The 19,177-nt window shown below is 64.8% G+C and carries 21 protein-coding genes; 12 read left to right on the top strand and 9 right to left on the bottom strand.

Features of this window, described 5'->3' with window-relative positions:
• Positions 1 to 76 precede the first annotated feature (76 nt).
• Positions 77 to 2,227 carry a glycoside hydrolase family 28 protein gene (locus BLA15945_RS10775; protein WP_174992309.1) on the top strand — a complete coding sequence of 717 codons (2,151 nt, stop codon included), beginning with the start codon at positions 77 to 79 and terminating at the stop codon, positions 2,225 to 2,227.
• Positions 2,228 to 2,297: 70 nt separating this feature from the next.
• Here the strand turns inward: BLA15945_RS10775 and BLA15945_RS10770 are convergent, their stop codons facing one another.
• On the bottom strand, positions 2,298 to 3,383 hold the full coding sequence (locus BLA15945_RS10770) for a helix-turn-helix transcriptional regulator (RefSeq protein ID WP_233464180.1): 1,086 nt from the start codon (positions 3,381 to 3,383) through the stop codon (positions 2,298 to 2,300).
• Between BLA15945_RS10770 and BLA15945_RS10765 the strand changes: the two genes are divergently transcribed.
• Both BLA15945_RS10765 and BLA15945_RS10760 read left to right on the top strand, forming a co-directional pair.
• Positions 3,384 to 3,788, top strand: coding sequence for a hypothetical protein (locus BLA15945_RS10765; protein ID WP_174992307.1), 405 nt, complete (start codon positions 3,384 to 3,386; stop codon positions 3,786 to 3,788).
• A gap of 17 nt (positions 3,789 to 3,805) precedes the next feature.
• On the top strand, positions 3,806 to 4,918 hold the full coding sequence (locus tag BLA15945_RS10760; RefSeq protein WP_059241302.1) for a histidinol-phosphate transaminase: 1,113 nt from the start codon (positions 3,806 to 3,808) through the stop codon (positions 4,916 to 4,918).
• Positions 4,919 to 4,987: 69 nt separating this feature from the next.
• Here the strand turns inward: BLA15945_RS10760 and BLA15945_RS10755 are convergent, their stop codons facing one another.
• Positions 4,988 to 5,239 carry a hypothetical protein gene (locus tag BLA15945_RS10755; protein WP_059241301.1) on the bottom strand — a complete coding sequence of 84 codons (252 nt, stop codon included), beginning with the start codon at positions 5,237 to 5,239 and terminating at the stop codon, positions 4,988 to 4,990.
• 443 nt (positions 5,240 to 5,682) lie between these two features.
• On the opposite strand from BLA15945_RS10755, the gene BLA15945_RS10750 reads away from it, so the two are divergent.
• Together BLA15945_RS10750 and BLA15945_RS10745 are read left to right on the top strand one after the other, a co-directional pair.
• On the top strand, positions 5,683 to 6,741 hold the full coding sequence (locus tag BLA15945_RS10750) for an NAD-dependent epimerase/dehydratase family protein (RefSeq protein WP_174992306.1): 1,059 nt from the start codon (positions 5,683 to 5,685) through the stop codon (positions 6,739 to 6,741).
• Positions 6,738 to 7,727 carry an AraC family transcriptional regulator gene (locus tag BLA15945_RS10745; protein WP_174992305.1) on the top strand — a complete coding sequence of 330 codons (990 nt, stop codon included), beginning with the start codon at positions 6,738 to 6,740 and terminating at the stop codon, positions 7,725 to 7,727. The genes BLA15945_RS10750 and BLA15945_RS10745 overlap by 4 nt, the downstream gene beginning before the upstream one ends.
• Positions 7,728 to 7,768: 41 nt before the next feature.
• Here BLA15945_RS10745 and BLA15945_RS10740 read toward each other — a convergent pair whose 3' ends face one another.
• Positions 7,769 to 8,257: a RidA family protein gene (locus BLA15945_RS10740; protein WP_174992410.1), complete on the bottom strand. Its 489-nt coding sequence runs from the start codon at positions 8,255 to 8,257 to the stop codon at positions 7,769 to 7,771.
• Positions 8,258 to 8,484: 227 nt separating this feature from the next.
• On the opposite strand from BLA15945_RS10740, the gene BLA15945_RS10735 reads away from it, so the two are divergent.
• Positions 8,485 to 8,784, top strand: coding sequence for an H-NS histone family protein (locus BLA15945_RS10735; protein ID WP_059241298.1), 300 nt, complete (start codon positions 8,485 to 8,487; stop codon positions 8,782 to 8,784).
• A 163-nt stretch (positions 8,785 to 8,947) separates the two neighbouring features.
• Here the strand turns inward: BLA15945_RS10735 and BLA15945_RS10730 are convergent, their stop codons facing one another.
• Both BLA15945_RS10730 and BLA15945_RS10725 read right to left on the bottom strand, forming a co-directional pair.
• Complete coding sequence (locus BLA15945_RS10730; RefSeq protein ID WP_174992304.1) at positions 8,948 to 9,280, bottom strand: cupin domain-containing protein; 333 nt, start codon at positions 9,278 to 9,280, stop codon at positions 8,948 to 8,950.
• Positions 9,281 to 9,596: 316 nt separating this feature from the next.
• The gene (locus BLA15945_RS10725) at positions 9,597 to 9,974 is read right to left on the bottom strand and encodes a RidA family protein (RefSeq protein ID WP_174992303.1); all 378 of its coding nucleotides are present in this window, start codon (positions 9,972 to 9,974) and stop codon (positions 9,597 to 9,599) included.
• A gap of 206 nt (positions 9,975 to 10,180) precedes the next feature.
• On the opposite strand from BLA15945_RS10725, the gene BLA15945_RS10720 reads away from it, so the two are divergent.
• Complete coding sequence (locus BLA15945_RS10720) at positions 10,181 to 10,990, top strand: glutathione S-transferase family protein (RefSeq protein WP_174992302.1); 810 nt, start codon at positions 10,181 to 10,183, stop codon at positions 10,988 to 10,990.
• Between the two features lie 38 nt (positions 10,991 to 11,028).
• Here the strand turns inward: BLA15945_RS10720 and BLA15945_RS10715 are convergent, their stop codons facing one another.
• Positions 11,029 to 12,243, bottom strand: coding sequence for an MFS transporter (locus BLA15945_RS10715; RefSeq protein WP_174992301.1), 1,215 nt, complete (start codon positions 12,241 to 12,243; stop codon positions 11,029 to 11,031).
• A gap of 155 nt (positions 12,244 to 12,398) precedes the next feature.
• On the opposite strand from BLA15945_RS10715, the gene BLA15945_RS10710 reads away from it, so the two are divergent.
• Positions 12,399 to 12,623, top strand: coding sequence for a hypothetical protein (locus tag BLA15945_RS10710; RefSeq protein ID WP_174992300.1), 225 nt, complete (start codon positions 12,399 to 12,401; stop codon positions 12,621 to 12,623).
• A 27-nt stretch (positions 12,624 to 12,650) separates the two neighbouring features.
• Here BLA15945_RS10710 and BLA15945_RS10705 read toward each other — a convergent pair whose 3' ends face one another.
• A complete protein-coding gene (locus BLA15945_RS10705) occupies positions 12,651 to 13,574 on the bottom strand; it encodes a LysR family transcriptional regulator (protein ID WP_174992299.1) in 924 nt (307 codons plus the stop codon).
• Between the two features lie 67 nt (positions 13,575 to 13,641).
• On the opposite strand from BLA15945_RS10705, the gene BLA15945_RS10700 reads away from it, so the two are divergent.
• Positions 13,642 to 14,259 (top strand): LysE family translocator, encoded by a 618-nt coding sequence (locus BLA15945_RS10700; RefSeq protein ID WP_174992298.1) that lies wholly within the window; start codon positions 13,642 to 13,644, stop codon positions 14,257 to 14,259.
• A 49-nt stretch (positions 14,260 to 14,308) separates the two neighbouring features.
• Here BLA15945_RS10700 and BLA15945_RS10695 read toward each other — a convergent pair whose 3' ends face one another.
• Positions 14,309 to 14,941, bottom strand: a complete 633-nt coding sequence (locus tag BLA15945_RS10695; RefSeq protein WP_059242414.1) for an FMN-dependent NADH-azoreductase — start codon at positions 14,939 to 14,941, stop codon at positions 14,309 to 14,311.
• Between the two features lie 132 nt (positions 14,942 to 15,073).
• Here BLA15945_RS10695 and BLA15945_RS10690 point away from each other — a divergent pair, with 132 nt between their 5' ends.
• Entirely contained in the window at positions 15,074 to 15,952 is an 879-nt protein-coding gene (locus tag BLA15945_RS10690) for a LysR substrate-binding domain-containing protein (RefSeq protein WP_059241291.1), read from the top strand.
• Positions 15,953 to 16,103: 151 nt separating this feature from the next.
• Positions 16,104 to 16,793 carry a hypothetical protein gene (locus BLA15945_RS10685; protein WP_155627322.1) on the top strand — a complete coding sequence of 230 codons (690 nt, stop codon included), beginning with the start codon at positions 16,104 to 16,106 and terminating at the stop codon, positions 16,791 to 16,793.
• A 46-nt stretch (positions 16,794 to 16,839) separates the two neighbouring features.
• Here BLA15945_RS10685 and BLA15945_RS10680 read toward each other — a convergent pair whose 3' ends face one another.
• The gene (locus BLA15945_RS10680) at positions 16,840 to 18,315 is read right to left on the bottom strand and encodes a coniferyl aldehyde dehydrogenase (protein WP_174992297.1); all 1,476 of its coding nucleotides are present in this window, start codon (positions 18,313 to 18,315) and stop codon (positions 16,840 to 16,842) included.
• 99 nt (positions 18,316 to 18,414) lie between these two features.
• On the opposite strand from BLA15945_RS10680, the gene BLA15945_RS10675 reads away from it, so the two are divergent.
• Complete coding sequence (locus BLA15945_RS10675) at positions 18,415 to 19,068, top strand: TetR/AcrR family transcriptional regulator (protein ID WP_059241288.1); 654 nt, start codon at positions 18,415 to 18,417, stop codon at positions 19,066 to 19,068.
• The last annotated feature ends 109 nt before the right edge of the window (positions 19,069 to 19,177 follow it).

Here is a 19,177-nt window from a genome sequence, read left to right as displayed (position 1 = left end):
CGGCGCGCGCGGGCCGAACGACCCGATACCCACCCGGCATCGCGCACAGCCGATGCCTCATCAGGAGATCTTCGTCATGACATCCCCCCTTTGCCGGCCAGACCGGCGCCCGCGCGCGCTCGGCCTGCTCGCGGCGTTGCTCGCGACAGCCGCAGCGCTCACCGCGTGCGGCGGCGACGATTCAAGCACCGGCGGCGGCGCCTCCACCGCGCCGCCCGCCACCAGCGTGTTCCAGGTCGGCACGACGACCGTCGACGCGAACCTGCCGGCCGAGCCCGCGCTGCCGGCCGACATGCAGGTCTGCGGCACGCTCGAGGCCGCCAATACGCTCGTGAGCCGTCCCGACGGCTCGCTGCCGCCGGAAGCCGACCCGTCGACGGCCGGCGTCGGCAAGGCCGTGGCGGCCGCGACGGCCAACCCCGACCAGGCGCGCATCCAGGCTGCGCTCGACGCATGCGGCGCGGCGGTGGACGCCGAGGTCGGCGCGACGATCGCGGCGGCGGACGTCGCGGCCACCGCCGCGCAGAAGGCGGCGGCCGTCCCGAACGCGAACATCGCCGGCGCGTCCGGCGAGGAACTCGCGAAGCCGAAGTACCGCGCCAGCAAGTTCGCGGTGCGCCTCGTCGTCAACCACGCGGGGCCCGGCAACAGCTTCATCAGCGGGCCGCTGACGCTGCCGTCCGGCGTCACGTTGTGGATCGACAAGGGCGTGACGCTGTATGCGTCGCGCGACGTGAAGGCGTATTCGCCGAACGCCGCCGGCCCGTACTGCGGCAATACCGCCGTCAGCGCGACGAAGGCCGGCAGTTCGTCGAACTGCGCCGCGCTGATCACCGGCACCAATCTCGTGAACGCGGCAGTGGTCGGCGATGGCCGCATCGACGGGCGCGGCTACGCGGAGCTTGTCACGTCCGATGCGAAATACCCGCTGATGAAGGTCGACCTGACCTGCTCGAACACCTACGCGGCATACAAGGGCGGCACTGTGGCGCCCGACGGCACCGCATGCGACGACGGCGGCACCGTCGTCGACTCGAAGTCGACGGTGCGCAACATGACGTGGTGGGATCTCGCGTATCTCGGCAACATGGTGCAGAACGGCACGACCGGCTTCGGCTCGCAGTCGAATTTCCGGTTGATGGTGTTCAACTACGCGAAGAACCTCACGCTGTATCGCATCACGCTGAACAACAGCCCGAATTTCCACGTGGTGCCGAGCGGCGTCGACGGGCTGACGATCTGGAACGTGAAGGTGCAGACGCCGACGCTCGCGGCGTTCGCGAACCCGGCCGGCAACGGCAACCCGCTGTACAACGGGCAGACGTTCAACGCGGACAACGTGAAGAACACCGATGCGTTCGACCCGGGCTCCGCGTCGAAGCCGGCGTCGGCGGCGCTGTCGACCGGCAGCACGACGACGTCCGCCGCCGCGATCTCGTTCGACGGCTACCTGAAGAACTTCGTGTTCGCGTACAACTACGTGAGCACCGGCGACGACGACATCGCGCTCAAGGGCAGCAACAACCCGGCGCCCGCCGGTTCGGGGCTGTTCGGTATCGACGGCAATCGCGACGTGCGCGCCGATCGCAAATGGGGTGTCGTGATCGCGCACAACCACATCTACTGGGGGCACGGCATCTCGATCGGCAGCGAGACCAACGGCGGCGTGACGAACGTTCAGGTGTACGACAATGCGTTCAAGGATTCGGAAGAAGGGCTGCGCATCAAGTCCGACTATGCGCGCGGCGGCGAAGTAAGCAACATCCGCTATTCGAACATCTGCATCCGCGATGCGAAGAACGCGCTGCTGTTCACGCCGTACTACAGCACGAAGGCCGTACCCGCGAGCGGGCCGCTGTACCCGAACTTCCACGACATCTCGCTCGCGAACGTCGTGATCGAGGGCACGGCCGGCGTGAAGTTGCAGGGGTTCGAAGCGAACACCGGCGGCTACGGCGAGCCGGCCTTCCCGCTCGTGATGTCGCTGAGCGACGTGGTGGCCGACACGCCCGACGGCATCTCGACGATCGCGTCCGACGCGAACCTCACGCTGCACCACGTGAACCTGCCGGTGTTCGCGTCGACCGCGAACCGGGTCGTCGTCAACGGCACGGCGGCCCACACGATCGACCCGGCCAGCGTGCTCGACTGCAGCAAGGCGTTCGTCGACTTCCCGGGCATCGACCAGTCGAACCCGTTCGGGTCGACGTGGGCGCCGGCGCTGTAACACCCGGCCGGCGCGATCGGGTTTCCCGCGCCGGCGCGGGGAACCCGCCGCGCCCGCGCGTGCGGCACGCTCAGGTCTGCATGACCAGCGACGTCAGTTGCGCCGCGCGCGCCACGTCCGTCTTCGCATAGATCGACTTGATCTGCGCGCGGACGGTGCCGATCGACACGCCGCGCAACGCCGCGCATTCCTGCGGCGACCGCCCGTCGCAGCAGAGCAGCACGGCGAGATCGGCTTCCGCCGACGACAGCCCGTAGAACACGCGCAAGCGCTGCGCGCGCGCCGCCGGCGAACGCAGGTCGGCGGCCGTCATCAGCGCAGCCACACCGGGCCGTTCGCGCGCGAGGCGCGACTGTTCGGGAACGGGGATCAGCGCAAGCGGCAACGGTTCGCCCGTCGCCCGCCGCAGCAATAGCCCGCCGCGCGCGAACGCGTGCCGCCATTGCGCGTCGTCGATGCAGCCTTCCGGCGCAAAACGCCCGTTCACGACCCGCAGCGCCGGTTCGGCGGCGATCAGCTGAGCGGCCGCCCGGTTCGTGTAGCGCAGTTCGCGCTGCGCGCCGAGCAGGAACACCGGCACCGGAATCGCATCGAGCGCCGATTCCGCGGCGGCCACACGCGCCTCGAGTTCGCCGATGCGCGCCTGGATCTGCAGCGCACGGCGGATGTGCGCGCCCATGATCTCGATGGTGCGGCGCTGATCGTCGGAAAGCCCTTCCGATTCGGGGCCGCTCTGGACGCTGAGGAACGCGCTGGCGCCCTCGCCGCGATGAATGTACAGGCCCGAGATGCTGCCGAGCCCGAAGGGATGCAGGAATTCCCGATAGAACACGCTGCGCGCGCGCTGCTGCGCGGGCAGGTGCTTGACGTCCTCGAACCAGCGCCCCACCGGCCAGTCGCCGGCAATCGGCACGACCGGGTCGTACAGGTAGAACTCGGTGTTGTAGCTGTGGTGACACGCGGCGACCCACGACGCATCGTCGCCGGCTGCCTGCTCGATCGCCGGCACCCTCGCCGCCTCGTCGAACGACAGCAGCGTGGCCATGCGCACGCCGACCGACGAACGCAACCCGTCCAGCACCGTTTCCCATCGTTGATCGCCCAGTGCCGCAGCGTAGATGTCATCGATCCATGCCGATGGAATCAACCCGTTCATATGCATCTGGCCACCCCGCGCCGTGCGTTTTTGTCGAACGTCGTTCGGGCATCTTACTCAATCGGTCTCGTTGTTCAAATGGCCGATGCAGGTTTGAACGAAATACCACGTTTGTTACCGTCTTTTGTCAGACGTAATGGCCGCTTTCGATACACCGGCGCTGTTGGTGCGGACGAGAGCCGGCTTTTCATCGCCGCCGGGGTATGCCATGATGCAGCGCATGACGATCCGGAACATCACGACCTCGCAGCACCATCATCACGGCCGCCCTCCATTGCGCCGTGGTTCGTTTCGCATCTAGACATTGCATCGGGCACGTTCCCGATCAGGACGACAACCAAGGCGCCTCCGGCGCCTTTTTTGTTTTTTGCGCCGTCAAAACCTGCTGTGCCGATCAACCGATAACGTATGGAGCGTTTTCAATGCAACACCCCTGGAAAGAAGTCTCCCTGTCGGATCTGCCGCTGCGGGAGGATCTCCGGATGCAGCACGCGTACGGGGCGCCGCAGCTCGATGTGCCGGTCTGCCTGAACGTCAACGAGAACCCCTATCCGCCGTCGCCGGCACTCGTCGAACGCATCGCGATCGCGGTCGCCGACGCGGCGCGCCACGCGAACCGCTACCCCGATCGCGACTTTGCCGCGCTGCGCTCGCATCTGGCCGACTACCTGTCGCACGACAGCGGCGTGGGCGTCGACGCGTCGAACGTGTGGGCGGCCAACGGCTCGAATGAGGTGATCCAGCAGATCCTGCAGGCATTCGGCGGCCCGGGGCGATCGGCGCTGGCCTTTACGCCCGCGTATCCGATGTATGACGAATACTGCCGGACGACCTTCACGCACCTGCATGCGCTGCCGCGTACCGAAGATTTCGCGCTGGACCTGGATCAGGCGCTCGACAGCATCCGCACGCATCGGCCGAGCGTGATCCTGCTGACGTCGCCGAACAATCCGACCGGGACCGCGCTGCCACTCGACACCCTTCGCGCGATACTCGACGTCGCGCCGGGCGTGGTCGTCGTCGACGAAGCCTATGCGGAGTTCCGGCGTCGCGGCGTACGCAGCGCGGTCGCGCTGCTGCCCGACTACCCGCGGCTGATCGTCTCCCGCACGTTGAGCAAGGCGTTCAAGTTCGCCGGCGGCCGCGTCGGCTATTGCGCGTGCGCGCCGGCAATCGTGGACGCGCTGAAGCTGGTCCGGCTGCCCTATCACCTGTCGGCCTTTACGCAGGCCGCGGCTTGCGCGGCGCTGGTCGCGCGCGACGAGATGCTGTCGCAAGTGGAGGCGATCAAGGCCGAGCGCGACGCCACGGTCGGCTGGCTTCGCGGGCTGGGCCTCGCGGTGGCCGATTCCGACGCCAACTTCGTGATGTTCGGCAAGTTTGCGGATCGCCACCGGATCTGGCGCGGACTCCTGAGCCACGGTGTGCTGATTCGCGAGTCGGGCCCGCCGGCATACCTGCGCGCGTCCATCGGCACCGCCGCGGAAATGGCCGCGTTTCGCGCGGCCCTGCTTGACGTGATGGCGCTCGAGTAAGCAACGGCTCGGACTGACACCCGCGACGACGCGATGAAACGCATTTCGCCCCGCCATCCGACGATGCACTTACTTCATCGTCGCGAATCGCGACTCCATCGCGTCGATCTTCACGAGCACCGCTTCGCAGAGCTTTCTCACGTGACGCGGCATATCGGGTGCCGACAGCAGCTCCTCGATACGCCCGCGCCAGTAGCTCGGATGTCTGACGCGCCCCGCGCCCGACATCGATACGTCGTCAGCGACCGTCTCGCTGTCCAGGAGAGCGACCATTCTCTGAATGTGAGAGAGCTCTCGTTCCACATAGTCTCGTGCCAGCATATTGATTGAAATTCCCCGAAATGCGACATCAGGCCTTCCGTCATCAACGCGCCACCGTGCCGCGATGCCGGCGACGCACCGCACACGTTGCACATCAGCGTACGCGACGGTTGTGTCAGCCGACTGCGCGGACGTTCGCAGCGATCGATACGCAACGACAGGCCTGTCCGCTTGTTCTGGTGGGATCCGGTCCCCGATGCCCTGCCGTCAATCGTAGGCGCGCCGTCAGGCGACGGCATCCCCAAAAGTGGGGATGCCGGGCGATATCGGGCGCGCCGTGGTTACCGGACATGACAGGAAGTGCGCGCCTTCACGTCTGACAAATGGGTGTCGGGCATCGCGACGCCTGTCGCCCATTGCATGTCGATTGGCACGCTTTGCGAGTGAAGTGGCGCGCGAAAGGCGTCATCATGGCGCATCCCCTCCGCCACGGAATCCCGCTCATGAATATCGATACCGACCTCCCTGTCATGGTGACCGGCGCAACCGGGTACGTTGCGGGCTGGCTCGTGCAGCGGCTGCTCGAGGCCGGCGTGACGGTCCATGCGGCCGTCCGCGATCCCGACAGCCCGGACAAGCTGAAACATCTCCAGCGCATCGCGGCCGGCAAGCCCGGCACGATCCGCTATTTCCGTGCCGACCTGCTCGAACCCGGGTCGTACGCGGAAGCGATGGCGGGTTGCGGGACCGTGTTCCACACGGCATCGCCGTTCACGGTCACCGTCCGCGATCCGCAGAAGGAACTCGTCGATCCCGCGCTGCTCGGCACGCGCAACGTGCTCGAAACGGTCAACCGCACGCCGTCGGTACGGCGCGTCGTGCTGACCAGCAGCTGCGCGGCGATCTACGGCGACAACGCCGATCTCGCCGCGACGCCGAACGGTGTGTTCACCGAAGCGATCTGGAATACCAGCTCGTCGCTGACCCACCAGCCCTATTCGTATTCGAAAACCGTTGCCGAGCGCGAGGCGTGGACATTCGCCGGCGGACAGCAGCGCTGGAATCTCGTGACCGTCAATCCGTCGCTCGTGATCGGGCCCGGCATCAATCCGTACGCGACGTCGGAAAGCTTCGAGATCGTGCGGCAGATGGGCAACGGCACGATGAAAACGGGCGTGCCCGATCTCGGCATGGGCGCGGTCGATGTCCGCGACGTGGCCGACGCTCACCTGCGCGCCGCGTTCCTGCCCGACGCGAACGGCCGCTACATCGTGTCGGGGCACGATACGAGCCTGCCGGCGATGGCGGCCACGCTGCTCGAACGGTATGGCGCCGACTATCCGATTCCGCGGCGCATCCTGCCGAAATGGCTGGTGTGGCTGGTCGGCCCGCTCGCGAACAAGAGCGTGACGCGCCGCATGATCGCGCTCAACGTCGGGCTGCCCTGGCGTGGCGACAACAGCCGCAGCCGCAACGAACTCGGGATCCGCTATCGCCCGCTCGCCGAATCGATGAACGACTTCTTCCAGCAACTCGTCGAAACCGGGCAACTGCGGCGATGAACCGCTTCGCGGTATCGCCGGGCTGGCAGGTCGTGATGGTCGACCTCGGCCTGCGCGTCGACGAACTGCTGCGGCGCGCGCAGTTGCCCGCCGATCTGTTCACGCGGCCGGAAGGCGGGCTGACGACCCGCGAGTTCTTCCGCATGTGGCTCGCGATGGAGGAGATGGCCGACACGCCGGCCGTCGCGCTGCGCATCCTCGATCGGGTCTCGGTCGAGACCTTCGATCCGCCGCTGTTCGCCGCGTTGTGCAGCCCGAACCTGGAAATCGCCATCCGGCGCATCAGCCAGTTCAAGCCGCTGATCGGCCCGATCCGCTTGCGCGTGACGCGCGAGGCCGATCTGCTCGTGCTCGCGATCGACTTCCTGGAACGCGAGGTGCCGCCTCCCGGCATGCTGCTCGCGGCCGAACTCGGCTTCTTCGTGAAGCTGGCGCGGCTCGCAACCCGGACCGACCTGCCGGCCCGCGCCGTCACGCTGCCGCGCGGCCTCGCGCCGCATCCCGGCTATGCGCGGTTTTTCGGCGTGACGCCGCGATACGGCGACGCGCCCTCCGTGAGCTTCGCGCTGCAGGATGCACGGCGCCCGTTCGTGACGGCAAACCACGCGATGTGGCAGATCTTCGAACCCGACCTGCGCCGCCGCCTCGACGTGTTGTCGGCCGAGGCCGGCACCGTCGAACGCGTGCGCGCGGCGCTGCTCGAACTGATCCCGGGCGGCCTCGCCACCGTGGACGGCGTGGCGCACACGCTGGCCATCAGCAAGCGCACGCTGCAACGTCGGCTCGGCGACGAAGGCGCGAACTTCAAGACGCTCCTGGCGGAAGTCCGCGAGAAGCTCGCATGGCATTACCTCGATCGCTCGGACCTGCCCTGCAGCCAGATCGCGTTCCTGCTCGGCTATCAGGATCCGAACTCGTTCTTCCGCGCGTTCAACGAATGGACCGGGATGACACCCGAAGCCGCGCGCTCGCGACCGGTACGCTGATCGACGCGATCCGCCCGAAGCGTCGCCGCGCCGATGCCGAATCAGCCAGCGGCGGTGCGACGGTTCAGCCCGAAAATGAAATCGGCTTCGACCGACGCGCCTTTCGGCAATTGCAGCACGCCGACCGACGAGCGCGTATGGACGCCCGCGTCACCGAGCACCGCATACAACACGTCGGAGGCGCCGTCGGCCACTTCGCTTTGCAGCGTGAAGCCGGGCGCGCTTCGCACGTACACGGTCATGCGCGGCACCGTCGCGACCGCATCGAGCGTGCCGCAGTGCTTGCGGATCAGCGACAGCGCGCGCAGCGCCGATATGCCGGCCGCACGGCGGGCGTCTTCCAGCGAAACGGATTCGCCCACGACGCCGACGAAATGCACGACTTCCCCGATTCGCGGAATCTGGCCGGCAATGTACGCCGTACTGCCGTCGACCAGAACGGCGGTGTACTTTCCGCCGATCCGGATCGTTTCGTCCGGATCGAATCCGAATTCGGCTGCAACCTGTTTCAGCGTGTCGTCTCTGTTCATCAGTGAATTCCCCGATCCTTCTGAAAAAAGATCAAGAATAATTGAGTCTCCGATGCTTGTCCCGGAGGAGAAGATCGGACGGAAACGATCAAATCGATACACCTTCAGGTGTTCGAAGCAGTCCTGTTCGCCATATCGACGATGAATTTCGTAGCCGGAGCGATTTTCTTCATCATTTCCGGCTGAAACCGCTATCATGTATAGACACACAACCTGAAGAGCGATATATGGCAACTTACAAGGAACTGAAAGCCCAGATGGACGCTTTGGCGGAGAAAGCCGAAGCAGCGCGCGTCGCGGAATTCCAGGCGATCGTCGACGACATCCGCACCAAAGTCGCGGAATTCGGCATTACCGAAAAAGACATTTTCGGTTCACGCCGCGGTCGGCCGGCCAAACAAGCGGCAGCCCCCGTGCAGGCGAAATATCGCGATCCGAAGACCGGTGCAACCTGGTCCGGCCGCGGTCGCGCGCCCGCATGGATCAAGGACGCAAAGAATCGCAATCGATTCCTGATCCAGGAATAAGATTCCCGGCGCGCGATTCAACGCGCGGTCCGGTAGTTTGGGCTTCCATTGAGCATCGATGCCGGCGGGTTTAAAAGACCGCTCCGGATCGATGAGACTTTGCCTCGCTCGGCGTGTGACGTACTGGCCAATCGACAGATCGGGCGACACGCCAATACTTTCCTCAGCGTTCGTAATAGATCGCAAGCCAGACGGTTTGCGCTTCGTCATGCGTCCATGCGACACGATGACGGCAATGCGGTTCGATCAGCACGTAATCTCCGGGGCGCATATCGTGCCGAGTCGAATCCGCTTCGAATTCGAGTACGGCCGCCCCCGACAGCAGCACGACCCATTCGGCGCGCGAGTCGTCATACCAGAACCCGTCCGGGCTCGCGTGTCCCATCGATACGATCCGCTCGACATTCAGGCGTTGCCCCGTGACGAGTATGTCGATTCGCTCGTCACCGCCGCGCTGCCCTTCGACGCTGAATAAATTACCGGTTTGAAGTTGCATCGCTTTACCTCGTCGTTGACCGTCCGGTCAGGAATGCGGGTTTAAAGGCGAAGGAAAATGTCCGCTGCAGTCCGACGATCGGCTTTCTTTGCACGCGTCGATGAATGCCTGTCATAAAGATGAAGAATAGTCGCAACTGCGCCCGCGCTCATTCATCGTCGCGATAAAGCACGCCGTGACTTTCTTTTAGCGAAGCGCGCGCCATCGCGGGTCATTTCGGTAAAGCCCGGCCGCATCCTGCCGCGCTCGGGCGCGTCGCGCCGGCGCAATCCGCCCCGGGCATCCGCCCGGTTGTTCGGCGCGCCGCTTGCAACACTCAGGGTTTGCACGCAATGGCTTCGATTTCTATCTTCGTGCCGACCATGTTCGTCGCCTGCAATGTCGATCGCGACGGCTTGTTCCCGGGAAAGAACTCCGCATAGACGCGATTGAATTCGGCGAAGTCGCGTGCGTCTTCGAGCCAGACCGTGGTTTTCACCACATCGTCGAGCGTGCATCCCGCAAGCGCGAGTACCTGAGCGACGTTCTGCAACGTCCGGCGTGTCTGCACGTCGATCCCGCCGGCAACGATGCTTCCGTCTTCGTTTCTCGCAATCTGACCGGACACGAACACCAGATCGCCGGCTTTTACCGCCAGCGAGCGCGGCAGGTTGCGAGTGAGCGGATTGCACTCGGCAAAGTACTCGATCGTCATGTGCGTCTCCTTCGACCGGCATCGCATCTGCGTCGGCCAACGCTGACGAGCGTATCGCGGAACAACAGCGCTGCCAATTCGTGGTACGGAGCAGCTCGTCTTCCCGCATCCGGAATCGCCTTGAAGCCCTTCCGCGAACTTGCCACAATTCATCAGGCACACCCGCACTTTTATCGTGTATGCCAGGCGCGTGATGCGTGAGGCCCATGTCGATGACCACCGAATGCGTTCATCCTGCTGTACTGATCACGATGCCGCACAGCCATTACAGCGAGAAGGCGCGGTGGGCGCTCGACCGGCTCGCGCAACCTTATCGCGAGCAACCGCATGCGCCGCTGCTGCACCGGCTGGCCACGCTGCCCAACGGCGGTAGCAGCGTGCCCTTGCTGCTTCATCGCGGTGCACGCTTCACCGATTCCACCGATATCCTCGTACATATCGACCTGCTCCACGGCGGCGATTGCCTGTACCCGCGCGATGCCGCGCTGCGGCAGGAAGTCGAAGCCCTCGAGACGCAGTTCGATGAAGTGCTGGGCCCGCATGCGAGGCGCTGGGCGTATGCGCAATTGCTGCCCGAGCGCAGCCTGTTGCTGCGCGTGATGTCGCGCGGGGTGCCGCGGTTCGAGGCCGTGGTGCTGCCGGTCATCCTGCCGGGCGTCGTGCGGCTCATTCGAACGGCGCTCAGGATCACGCCGGACAGTGCGGCCCGCTCCATCGAACGCGTGCGCGGCGTCTTCACGGAGATCGACGGCCGACTGAGCGATGGCCGACGGTTCCTGGTCGGCGAACGGTTCACGGCGGCCGATCTGACATTTGCGGCACTCGCCGCGCCAGTCCTGTTTCCCGCAGGCTATCGCGCGGCCTACCCGGCGCTCGACGCCGTACCGGCCGCGATGCGCGACGAAGCCCTGCGCCTGCGGGATACCGCCGCCGGGCGATTCGCGCTGCGCTTGTATGCGGAAGAACGCGACCGTGTGCCTGACGCTTTGCACGCGTGGCACGACAGTCCCGGGTAACGGCTTCCGGCGCCGCCGGCAATCGCCGTTCGAGTACGTCAGCGCGCCGCGACCGGCGCCTTTTCCGGGCGCAGACTCGTGTGAGTGAGCATCAGCAGGTTGATGACGACAACGGCGATGAGCACGTCGATCATCAGGTTCACCCCGCCCTGGGCGACCAGCATGCCCGCGACGTACGGAAACCCGAATAAACCCGTGAAGTAGGCAATCGTGAAGACTTGCGAGCTCGCCGACGCGGACAATCCCCGTTCGCCGGCCAGATTGACCGCCATGCCGTTCAACGTGGAGTAGCTGAGCCCGTAGCCGATGGCGAAGACGATCGCGCCGGTCACGTACAGGATTCCGCTGCCCGGATTGGCGACGAACAGGACCAGCGCCAGCAGCGTCGCACCGAACAACGCGCAGGCGAGCTTTCGAACGGGCAATCGACTGATCGTTTGCGCCAACGTGAAACGGCAGGCGACGGTCGTCACCGTGAAGGTCACGAAGAACAGGTCCGGCGACAGGTGCCGCGACTCCGCATAGGCCGCCTGAAAATTCGACAACGCGGAAAAGACGCAGGCGGCGAGCGCGATCATGATGATCGGCAGCCGCGTCACGTTGCGCAGGATCTCCGCGATCCGCGCGGGCGTCAGGCCGGTGGCCGCCATCGGCAGGGTCGTTGTGTGTATTGTCCATTTCCGGGCCGCGTAGAAGGCAACGGCCGCAATCAGGCAGAGGCACGCCAGTCCGTCGTACACGACCGAATACGAACCGAAGCGGCCGGCAACGAAATGACCGATCGGCGACGCGAGTCCCAGTCCGACCATTTGACCGCCCGACAGCAACGTCAGGTATTTGATCCGTGCGTCGGGTCGCAGGTGATGAATGATTTGAAGCGGCGCGAGAATGTAAAACGCCGACCACCCCATCCCCAGCAACAGGCCACCGGCAAACGCCAGCCTCGCATCGATCGCCGCGAGGCTGAATGCGAGCATGGACACGGACATCACGACGGCAGCGGCAACGATGGTCGACATCAATCCGATACGCTGCGCGATCCACCCGGCGAGCAGCGCGCTGACGATCATGGTCAGGATGCCGGTCGAAATCACGGCGCCGGTCATCGAGGAATCGAAGCCACAATGACGCAAATGCTCGGAAAGGAGAAAGCTGGCGCCGTACGCGGCCGCAAGCGCAATGCTCGCGACGAGAAATGGAATGAAAGTGGCAGCACCAGGCGATGACGGCAATGGGTCAGCGGGTGGATTCATGGAATGTGCGTCCGGGTTTTATCGCCGCCGCAATGCAGTAAGCGGAGCGGTCTTCCGTTATCGATTTTTACCTGCATCGGGCAGGACGACGGCCCTTTTCACATATGCCGGCCCCATCCTCGCGGAAATTGTGTTTCAGGCTGATAGAGAATGAAATGTACAGTGCAGCCGATTTGTTTCTGCACAGTTATGCAGCGAGCCGCTGGCCCACGCGGCAGATGCTCGTCGTCTTTCTGTTCGCGCCGGGCATCGTGTCCGTTTTCTCGGTACGCTACAGCCTGATTCGGCCATTCGACACCCTCGATGTGCAGATTGCATCAAGGTATGGATGTCACTGCATGCCGGCGGAAAATGCATCGATACAATCCGGAGCAAAATAAAATGAATCTCGCCGCGCTCGGACGAGATCACGCCACCGCCTTCAACCACCCCAGCAACGCCGCCTGCGCACTCCCCTCCGCCATCGGCGCCGGCGTCAACAGGCAGTAATGCGAACCATCCTCGACGAACCCCATCGGGGCGACCAGCACACCGCTCTCGATGTCGTCGCGCACGAGATGCCACGGCCCGATCGCTACCCCCAGCCCTGCGACGGCCGCCTGCAGGCTGAAGTAGAAATGATCGAACATCTGCACGCGTCCGCTCGCGCCCGGCTGGTTCGCCGCCGCCGCCCACGCGCTCCACGCGTCCGGCCGGGTCCGCGTCTGCAATAGCGCCGCGTCGTGTTTCAACACGCGGCCGCCGCGACGCGCCGCAAACCACGCGCCAACCTTGTCCGGCCGGCAAACCGGTCCGACCCGCTCCGCAAACAGCGGCTCGGCGTGACAACCCGCCGGCCACGCGAAATCGTTGCGACGAATCGCCATGTCGATGCCGTGATCGAACGAGAACGGCCCGCCCGCAGCGGCCAGGTGGATATCGACGCCTGCGTGTCGCTCCTGGAAATCCGGCCAGCGCGGGATCAGCCAGCGCATCAGGAGCGTCGGCTCGCACGACAGCACCCAACGCCGTGCACGAGCAGCCTCGGCGCGCAGTGCGTGCGCGGCGTGACGCATCAGGCCCAGGCCGTCGTGGACGGCCTGGGCCAGCTTGCGGCCCGCTTCGGTCAGGAAGACACGGCGGCTGCGCCGTTCGAACAGCGTCACGCCCAGATCGTCTTCGAGCAGACGCACCGCACGACTGACCGCGCCATGAGTCAGGCACAGCTCGTCGGCGGCGCGGCTGAAATTCTCGTGACGCGCCGCCGCCTCGAAACACCGCAACGCCATCAGCGACGGCAGGTTCGTTCGAATCGGTTGTGAGTCAGGCTCACCATTCCGGTCAGAAATCATCGCTTTTCCCGATGAAGTGTGGTTCTTATTATTGTGACATCAACACTTCGATCGGAAGGACAATGCCATGACTGAACTGATAGTTGTAGTCACCATTACGCTACTGGCCGTCATCAGCCCGGGCCCGGACTTCGCGATGGTTACGCGCAACAGCCTGATGCTGTCGCGCCGCGCCGGCGTGCTCACCGCTTTGGGCATCGGGCTCGGCGTGACGGTCCACGTGAGCTATACGCTGCTGGGCGTGGGCCTGCTGATCCGCCAGTCGCTGTGGCTCTTCAATGCCGTCAAGATGGTCGGCGCGCTCTACCTGGTCTACCTCGGCGGGAAGATGCTCATGACGAAGGCGGGCGGCGGGCAACCCGACGCAAAGGTGGCGCCGCTGTCCGACTTCGCCGCACTGCGTACGGGCTTCCTGACCAATGCGCTGAATCCCAAGACCACCGTGTTCATCGTCAGCCTGTTCATGCAGGCAGTCCGGCCCGACACGCCGCTGATCGTGCAGATCGGCTACGGCGCCTTCATCGCGGCAACGCATGCCGGCTGGTTCAGCCTCGTGGCCGTCTGCTTCTCGGCCACGGCGGTCCGGGATCGGCTGCTGTCGCTGCGCCACTGGATCGATCGCACGTTCGGATGCCTGCTCGTGGGCTTCGGCGTCGCGCTCGCCATTGCGCGCGGCGGACGCTGACCACCGCCGTGTGCGCGCCGCCCGCGCACCGGATGCGCGGCGTGCAGCGTCAGAACGTGCGCGCGAGCGTCCGGGCTTCGTCGATCGCACGGCTACGATCGACCTTGCCGTCGGGTCCGAACAGCGTGCGCTCGACGACGATTCCCGCGACGTCCGTCACGCCCACGAACCTGAGCCACGTTTCCATATACGGACGCTGCAGGTCGAACTCGGCCGCCGGCGTAAACGACCCCGGCGCCTGATAGGCGAGCCCGCGCGCATAGACGACCGCCGCCTTCTTCCCGGCCAGCTTGCCGGCAAAACCCGATGCGTCGAACGTGAACAGCACGTCCTTCTGCGAGATCGCATCGATCAGGTGCTTGAGCTTGTACGGGATGCTGAAATTCCACAGCGGTACGCCGAACAGAAACTTGTCCGCTTCGTGGAACGGCGCCGCGAGCCGTTCGATCTGCTGCCATGCCGCCGCCTGCTCCGGCGTCAACGCCGTGCCGCTCAGTCCGGCATATTTCGCGGCCAGCGCGGCGGCGTCGAATTCGGGCATCGCCAGATCCCAGATGTCGAGCGTCCGGATCTCATGATCGGGATGCGCATGCCGATATGCATCGAGAAACGCACTGCACACGTCGATGGAGGCCGAGTAGGCCTTGTTGGGTGAGCCTTCGATATAGAGCACGCATGTCATGGAGCCGGTCCGGGTCAGCAGTGACGGCGGCGCGCCGGATGCGCGCTCGCCCACTGCGATTCGCAGCCTATCGGGTCGGCCTATAATCCGGAAACGATATTAATTGATTGAATTAACCCGGATTGGTGATCAATGAGCCTCCCCCTCGACACGGCGCTGCTGCATACGTTCGTTGCGGTCGCCGACGTACGAAGCTTCACCGGTGCCGGCCACCGGCTGAACCTGAGCCAGTCCGCGGTCAGCGCGCAAATCGTTCGCCTGGAAGAACAGGTCGGCCAGGCGCTGCTCGTGCGCAATACCCGCAGCGTCACGCTCACCGCGCATGGCGAGACGCTGCTCGGCTATGCACGCGCGATGCTCAATCTGAGCGAGGAGGCGCGGGCGAGACTCGGAGCGGGTACTGTCGTCGACCTCAAACTGCGGATCGGCGTGTCGGAGGATTTTGCGGATGGCTGGCTGCCTGACCTGATGCGCCGTCATGGCGCCGCGCGGCGCGGCCTGCGGATGGATCTGGTTGTCGACATCGGCGACAACCTGTTTCAGCGGCATGCAAACGGCGAATTCGATCTCGTGATCGGCAGCCGATGCTCGCATTCGGGCCAGGGTGCAACGTTGTGGCAGGAGCCGCTCGCCTGGGCGTTTGCGCGCCACGAGCCGCTTCCGGAAGGCGACGTGCCGCTCGCCTGCTTCCCCGATCCGTGCCCGTACCGCGGCGCCGCCATCAAGGCGCTCGCGCTGGCCGGCATGCCCTACCGGATCGCGTGCGAAAGCCCGAGCGTGACCGGCATCCGGACCTTCGCGCGGGCCGGCATCGCGATCGCCCCGGTGCCGCGCAGCGCGATCGACGACACGCTTCGCGAACTCGGCCCGTCCGAAGGGCTGCCCGAATTGCCGGACATGGAATTCGTGATGATGCACGACGCCCGGATGCCGGCAGCCGTCGAATTCGCCGCGACGATGCTGGACGAGACGGCCGCCCGCACGGGGGCGGGCAAACGCAACCGGGCGTAGCGGAACATAACCCGCATGCGCGAACCCGCACACACCATGTCCGGATTAATGATCCCAACCAGCGGAATCGAATATCGACGAAACAGTTGCGTTGATGCGCAACATCTGCCGCAAGCTATAATTCCCGCAGACCACTCGGGGACATGAATTCATGAGTAATGTAACGATTCTTGAATCGCAATTATTCAATTTGTGTCGCGAGGCACTATCCTCGCTGACTTTTTTGAATGTCAATCAGAAGGCAGGCACGTCGACGTTCGAAGCAGATGACCTCATCCCGAAGCTGATTCGTATCCTGAGCCTCGGCAAGCCGCCGAAGCCTGCGTCTACCAGCTCGAACAACGACATGATTGGCTTCTCGCTTTTCACGGCATGGTTCATCATGAAGGTCAGTACGAAACTGGGATCCGGATTCGAACTTCGGACCGAGCTGCACAAGAAAAGCGTTCTCAAGAGCAGTTTCAAAAGCAATATCGAATCTTACGCAAAAAGCGCGAAGATAAAACTCATTCCATCCGAGCTTCTCGTCGACTTTTTCATCAGCCCCGAAGACAAGAAGCACTGCCCCATTCTGACGGCCGAAAGCGAGAGCAAGGAAGATCTCAAATTCCACGATTTGAGCAAACTCCTCTTGACGACGTCTCCTCGCAGAATTTATCTGGCCAACATCGGGTCGTCCAGCATATCCCCGGCGACGAGCGCGATACAGCACATCCTGGACGAAGCCAATGGCGCGGGCATTCTGAATACGGGCGACCAGATCGTCTTCGTCTTGTACGAAAAGAACGGGAAGAATTTCGTCATTCACCTGTTCGACTACGATCAGTACAGGCACCTGTAAAACTTGCGCGGCCCGTCACGGCCGCGCACACGGCGCACGGCCCGGCTCAACGCTTCGCACTCCATTCGATACGCCCACCGGCCGGTTCCCGGCGCCGTCCGAGCAGCGCCGCCAGCGAGACATCCGCAAGCTTGCCGAACGGTGCGCGCAACAGGCTCGGCAGGCTCCAGCGTCCTTGCACGAACACGCCCTTGGCGTGGCTCATCGCACGGAATCCCTCGATGCCGTGATACGCGCCCATCCCGCTCGGCCCGACGCCGCCGAACGGCAAGTCTTCCTGCGCGACGTGCAGGACCGTGTTGTTGATGCCGACGTTGCCCGACGTGGTCCGCCTCAGCAACGTCTCGCAATCGCCGTCCCGTCGACCGAAGTAATACAGCGCCAGCGGCCGCGGGCGCGCGTTCACGTAATCGACGACCTCGTCGATCGTGCGATACGTGCGCACCGGCAGGATCGGCCCGAAGATCTCTTCCTGCATGACCGCCGTGTCGTCGCCTGCGCCGACGATCAGCGTCGGCGCGAGCGTGCGCTTGCGGGTCGCCGCGCTTTGCGGATGGATGCCCGCCTCGATCACGCGCGCGCCTTTGCTGCGCGCTTCGTCGACGAGGCCTTTCAGACGGTCGTAGTGCCGGTCGCTGACGATCGACGTGTAGTCCGGGCTGGTCGGCCCGTTCGGATAGAAACGCGCGACGGCCGCATCGTATTGCGTGACGAACGCGTCCAGATCGTCTTCGTGCACGAGCGCGTAGTCGGGCGCCACGCAGGTCTGTCCGCCGTTCGACAGCTTGCCGAACACGATGCTGGACATCGTCCGGCCATCGACATGCCCTCTCGCGACGATCGCGGGGCTCTTGCCGCCCAGTTCGAGCGTCACCGGCACGAGATTGTCGCTCGCGGCCTTCATCACCTTGCGGCCCACCTGCGTGCTGCCCGTAAACAGCAGATGATCGAACGGCAACCCGCTGAACGCCGCGCCGGCTTCCGGGCCGCCGAGCACGACCGCGACCTCTTCGCTCGGGAACGTGTCGGCGAGCATCCGACGCATCACTTCGCTGGTACGCGGCGTCAGCTCCGAAGGCTTGAGCATCGCGCGGTTGCCGGCGGCCAGCGCGGTGGCCAGCGGAATGAACGTCAGCGCGAACGGGTAATTCCACGGCGCCATCACACCGATCACGCCCAGCGGCTGGTATGCCACATGCGCTTGCCCGGCGCGATAGAAGAGGCCGACGTGCCGGCGCTGCGGCTTCATGAAGCGGCGCAGGTTGCGCGTCAGGTAGTCGATCGCCTGGACCACGCCGACCAGTTCCATGATCGCGGTCTCGTGGCGCGAGCGATGTCCGAAATCGGCGTTGACCGCCTCCTCCACATCGCGGCGATGCGCCAGCACCACGGCCCGCAACCGCGCGAGCCGCGCCTTGCGCTGCTGCAGGCTCGGCGGCCCCTCGGCCACGAATGCGCTGCGCTGGCGGGCCAGCAACGCCGCCGGATCGATGCTCGAGCTGGATTCTGCAGAAACGGCCATGGTGCACCTCACGAGGTTGCGTCGATGTAGACACTGTCAACTTGCATGCGGCCGATCATAGGACCACAATGTGTTCCTTGTCAACATAGGAGCAATACGATGTCGTCGGATGGGGATGCGGACGCCGGGCAAAAGGCTTATCACCACGGGGATCTGCGTCGCGCGATCATCGAAACGGCACTCGACACACTGCAGGAGCAGCAAGGCTGGCAGTTCACGCTGCGCGAAATCGCGCGGCGCGCGAACGTCAGCCACTCCGCGCCGTACCGGCATTTCCCGGACAAGGCCGCGTTGCTGCACGAGCTCGCGCTGATCGGCTTCGATCGCCTGCGCGACGATCTCGCCGCCTCCGTCGATCCCGCGGCGAATGCACCGGACGTGCTGCTGGCGCTCGCCTATGCCCATCTCGCGTTCGGGAAACGCAACCCGGATCTGTATCGGCTGATGTTTGCCGCGGATGCCGGGGAGCCGTCGGATATCCATCTCGATCCGCGCGTGCAGGCGCCGTTCCTGCTGGTCGTCGACATCCTGGAGCACGGGCATCGCGCCGGCACGATCCGCCCGCGCCCGGCGCTCGGCCAGGCGACCGCGTGCTGGGCGCATCTCCACGGCCTGACGATGCTCGCGATCGACGGACGGCTGGTGCGCGAGAAAGTCGGCGATCACGCGATCGAGGATGCGCTGACCACGTTGCTGGACGGGCTCGTGATGCCCGAGAAGCCCGCCCGGGCGGCCAAGGCGAAAAAGCCTTGACCTTGAACTTCGCTTAAAGGTTATGGTTTGCCTCGGCAGCGTATCGAGGCCAGGGGTATGTGTCCCGCCAACCGACAATCCGGCGGTGCGTCGCAGACGTCCGCCCGTG

Source organism: Burkholderia arboris (assembly GCF_902499125.1).
In the GTDB taxonomy this organism is placed as follows: Bacteria; Pseudomonadota; Gammaproteobacteria; order Burkholderiales; family Burkholderiaceae; genus Burkholderia; species Burkholderia arboris.
Note: the sequence above shows the minus strand (reverse complement) of the source record. Positions and strands in the feature narration are given on the sequence as shown.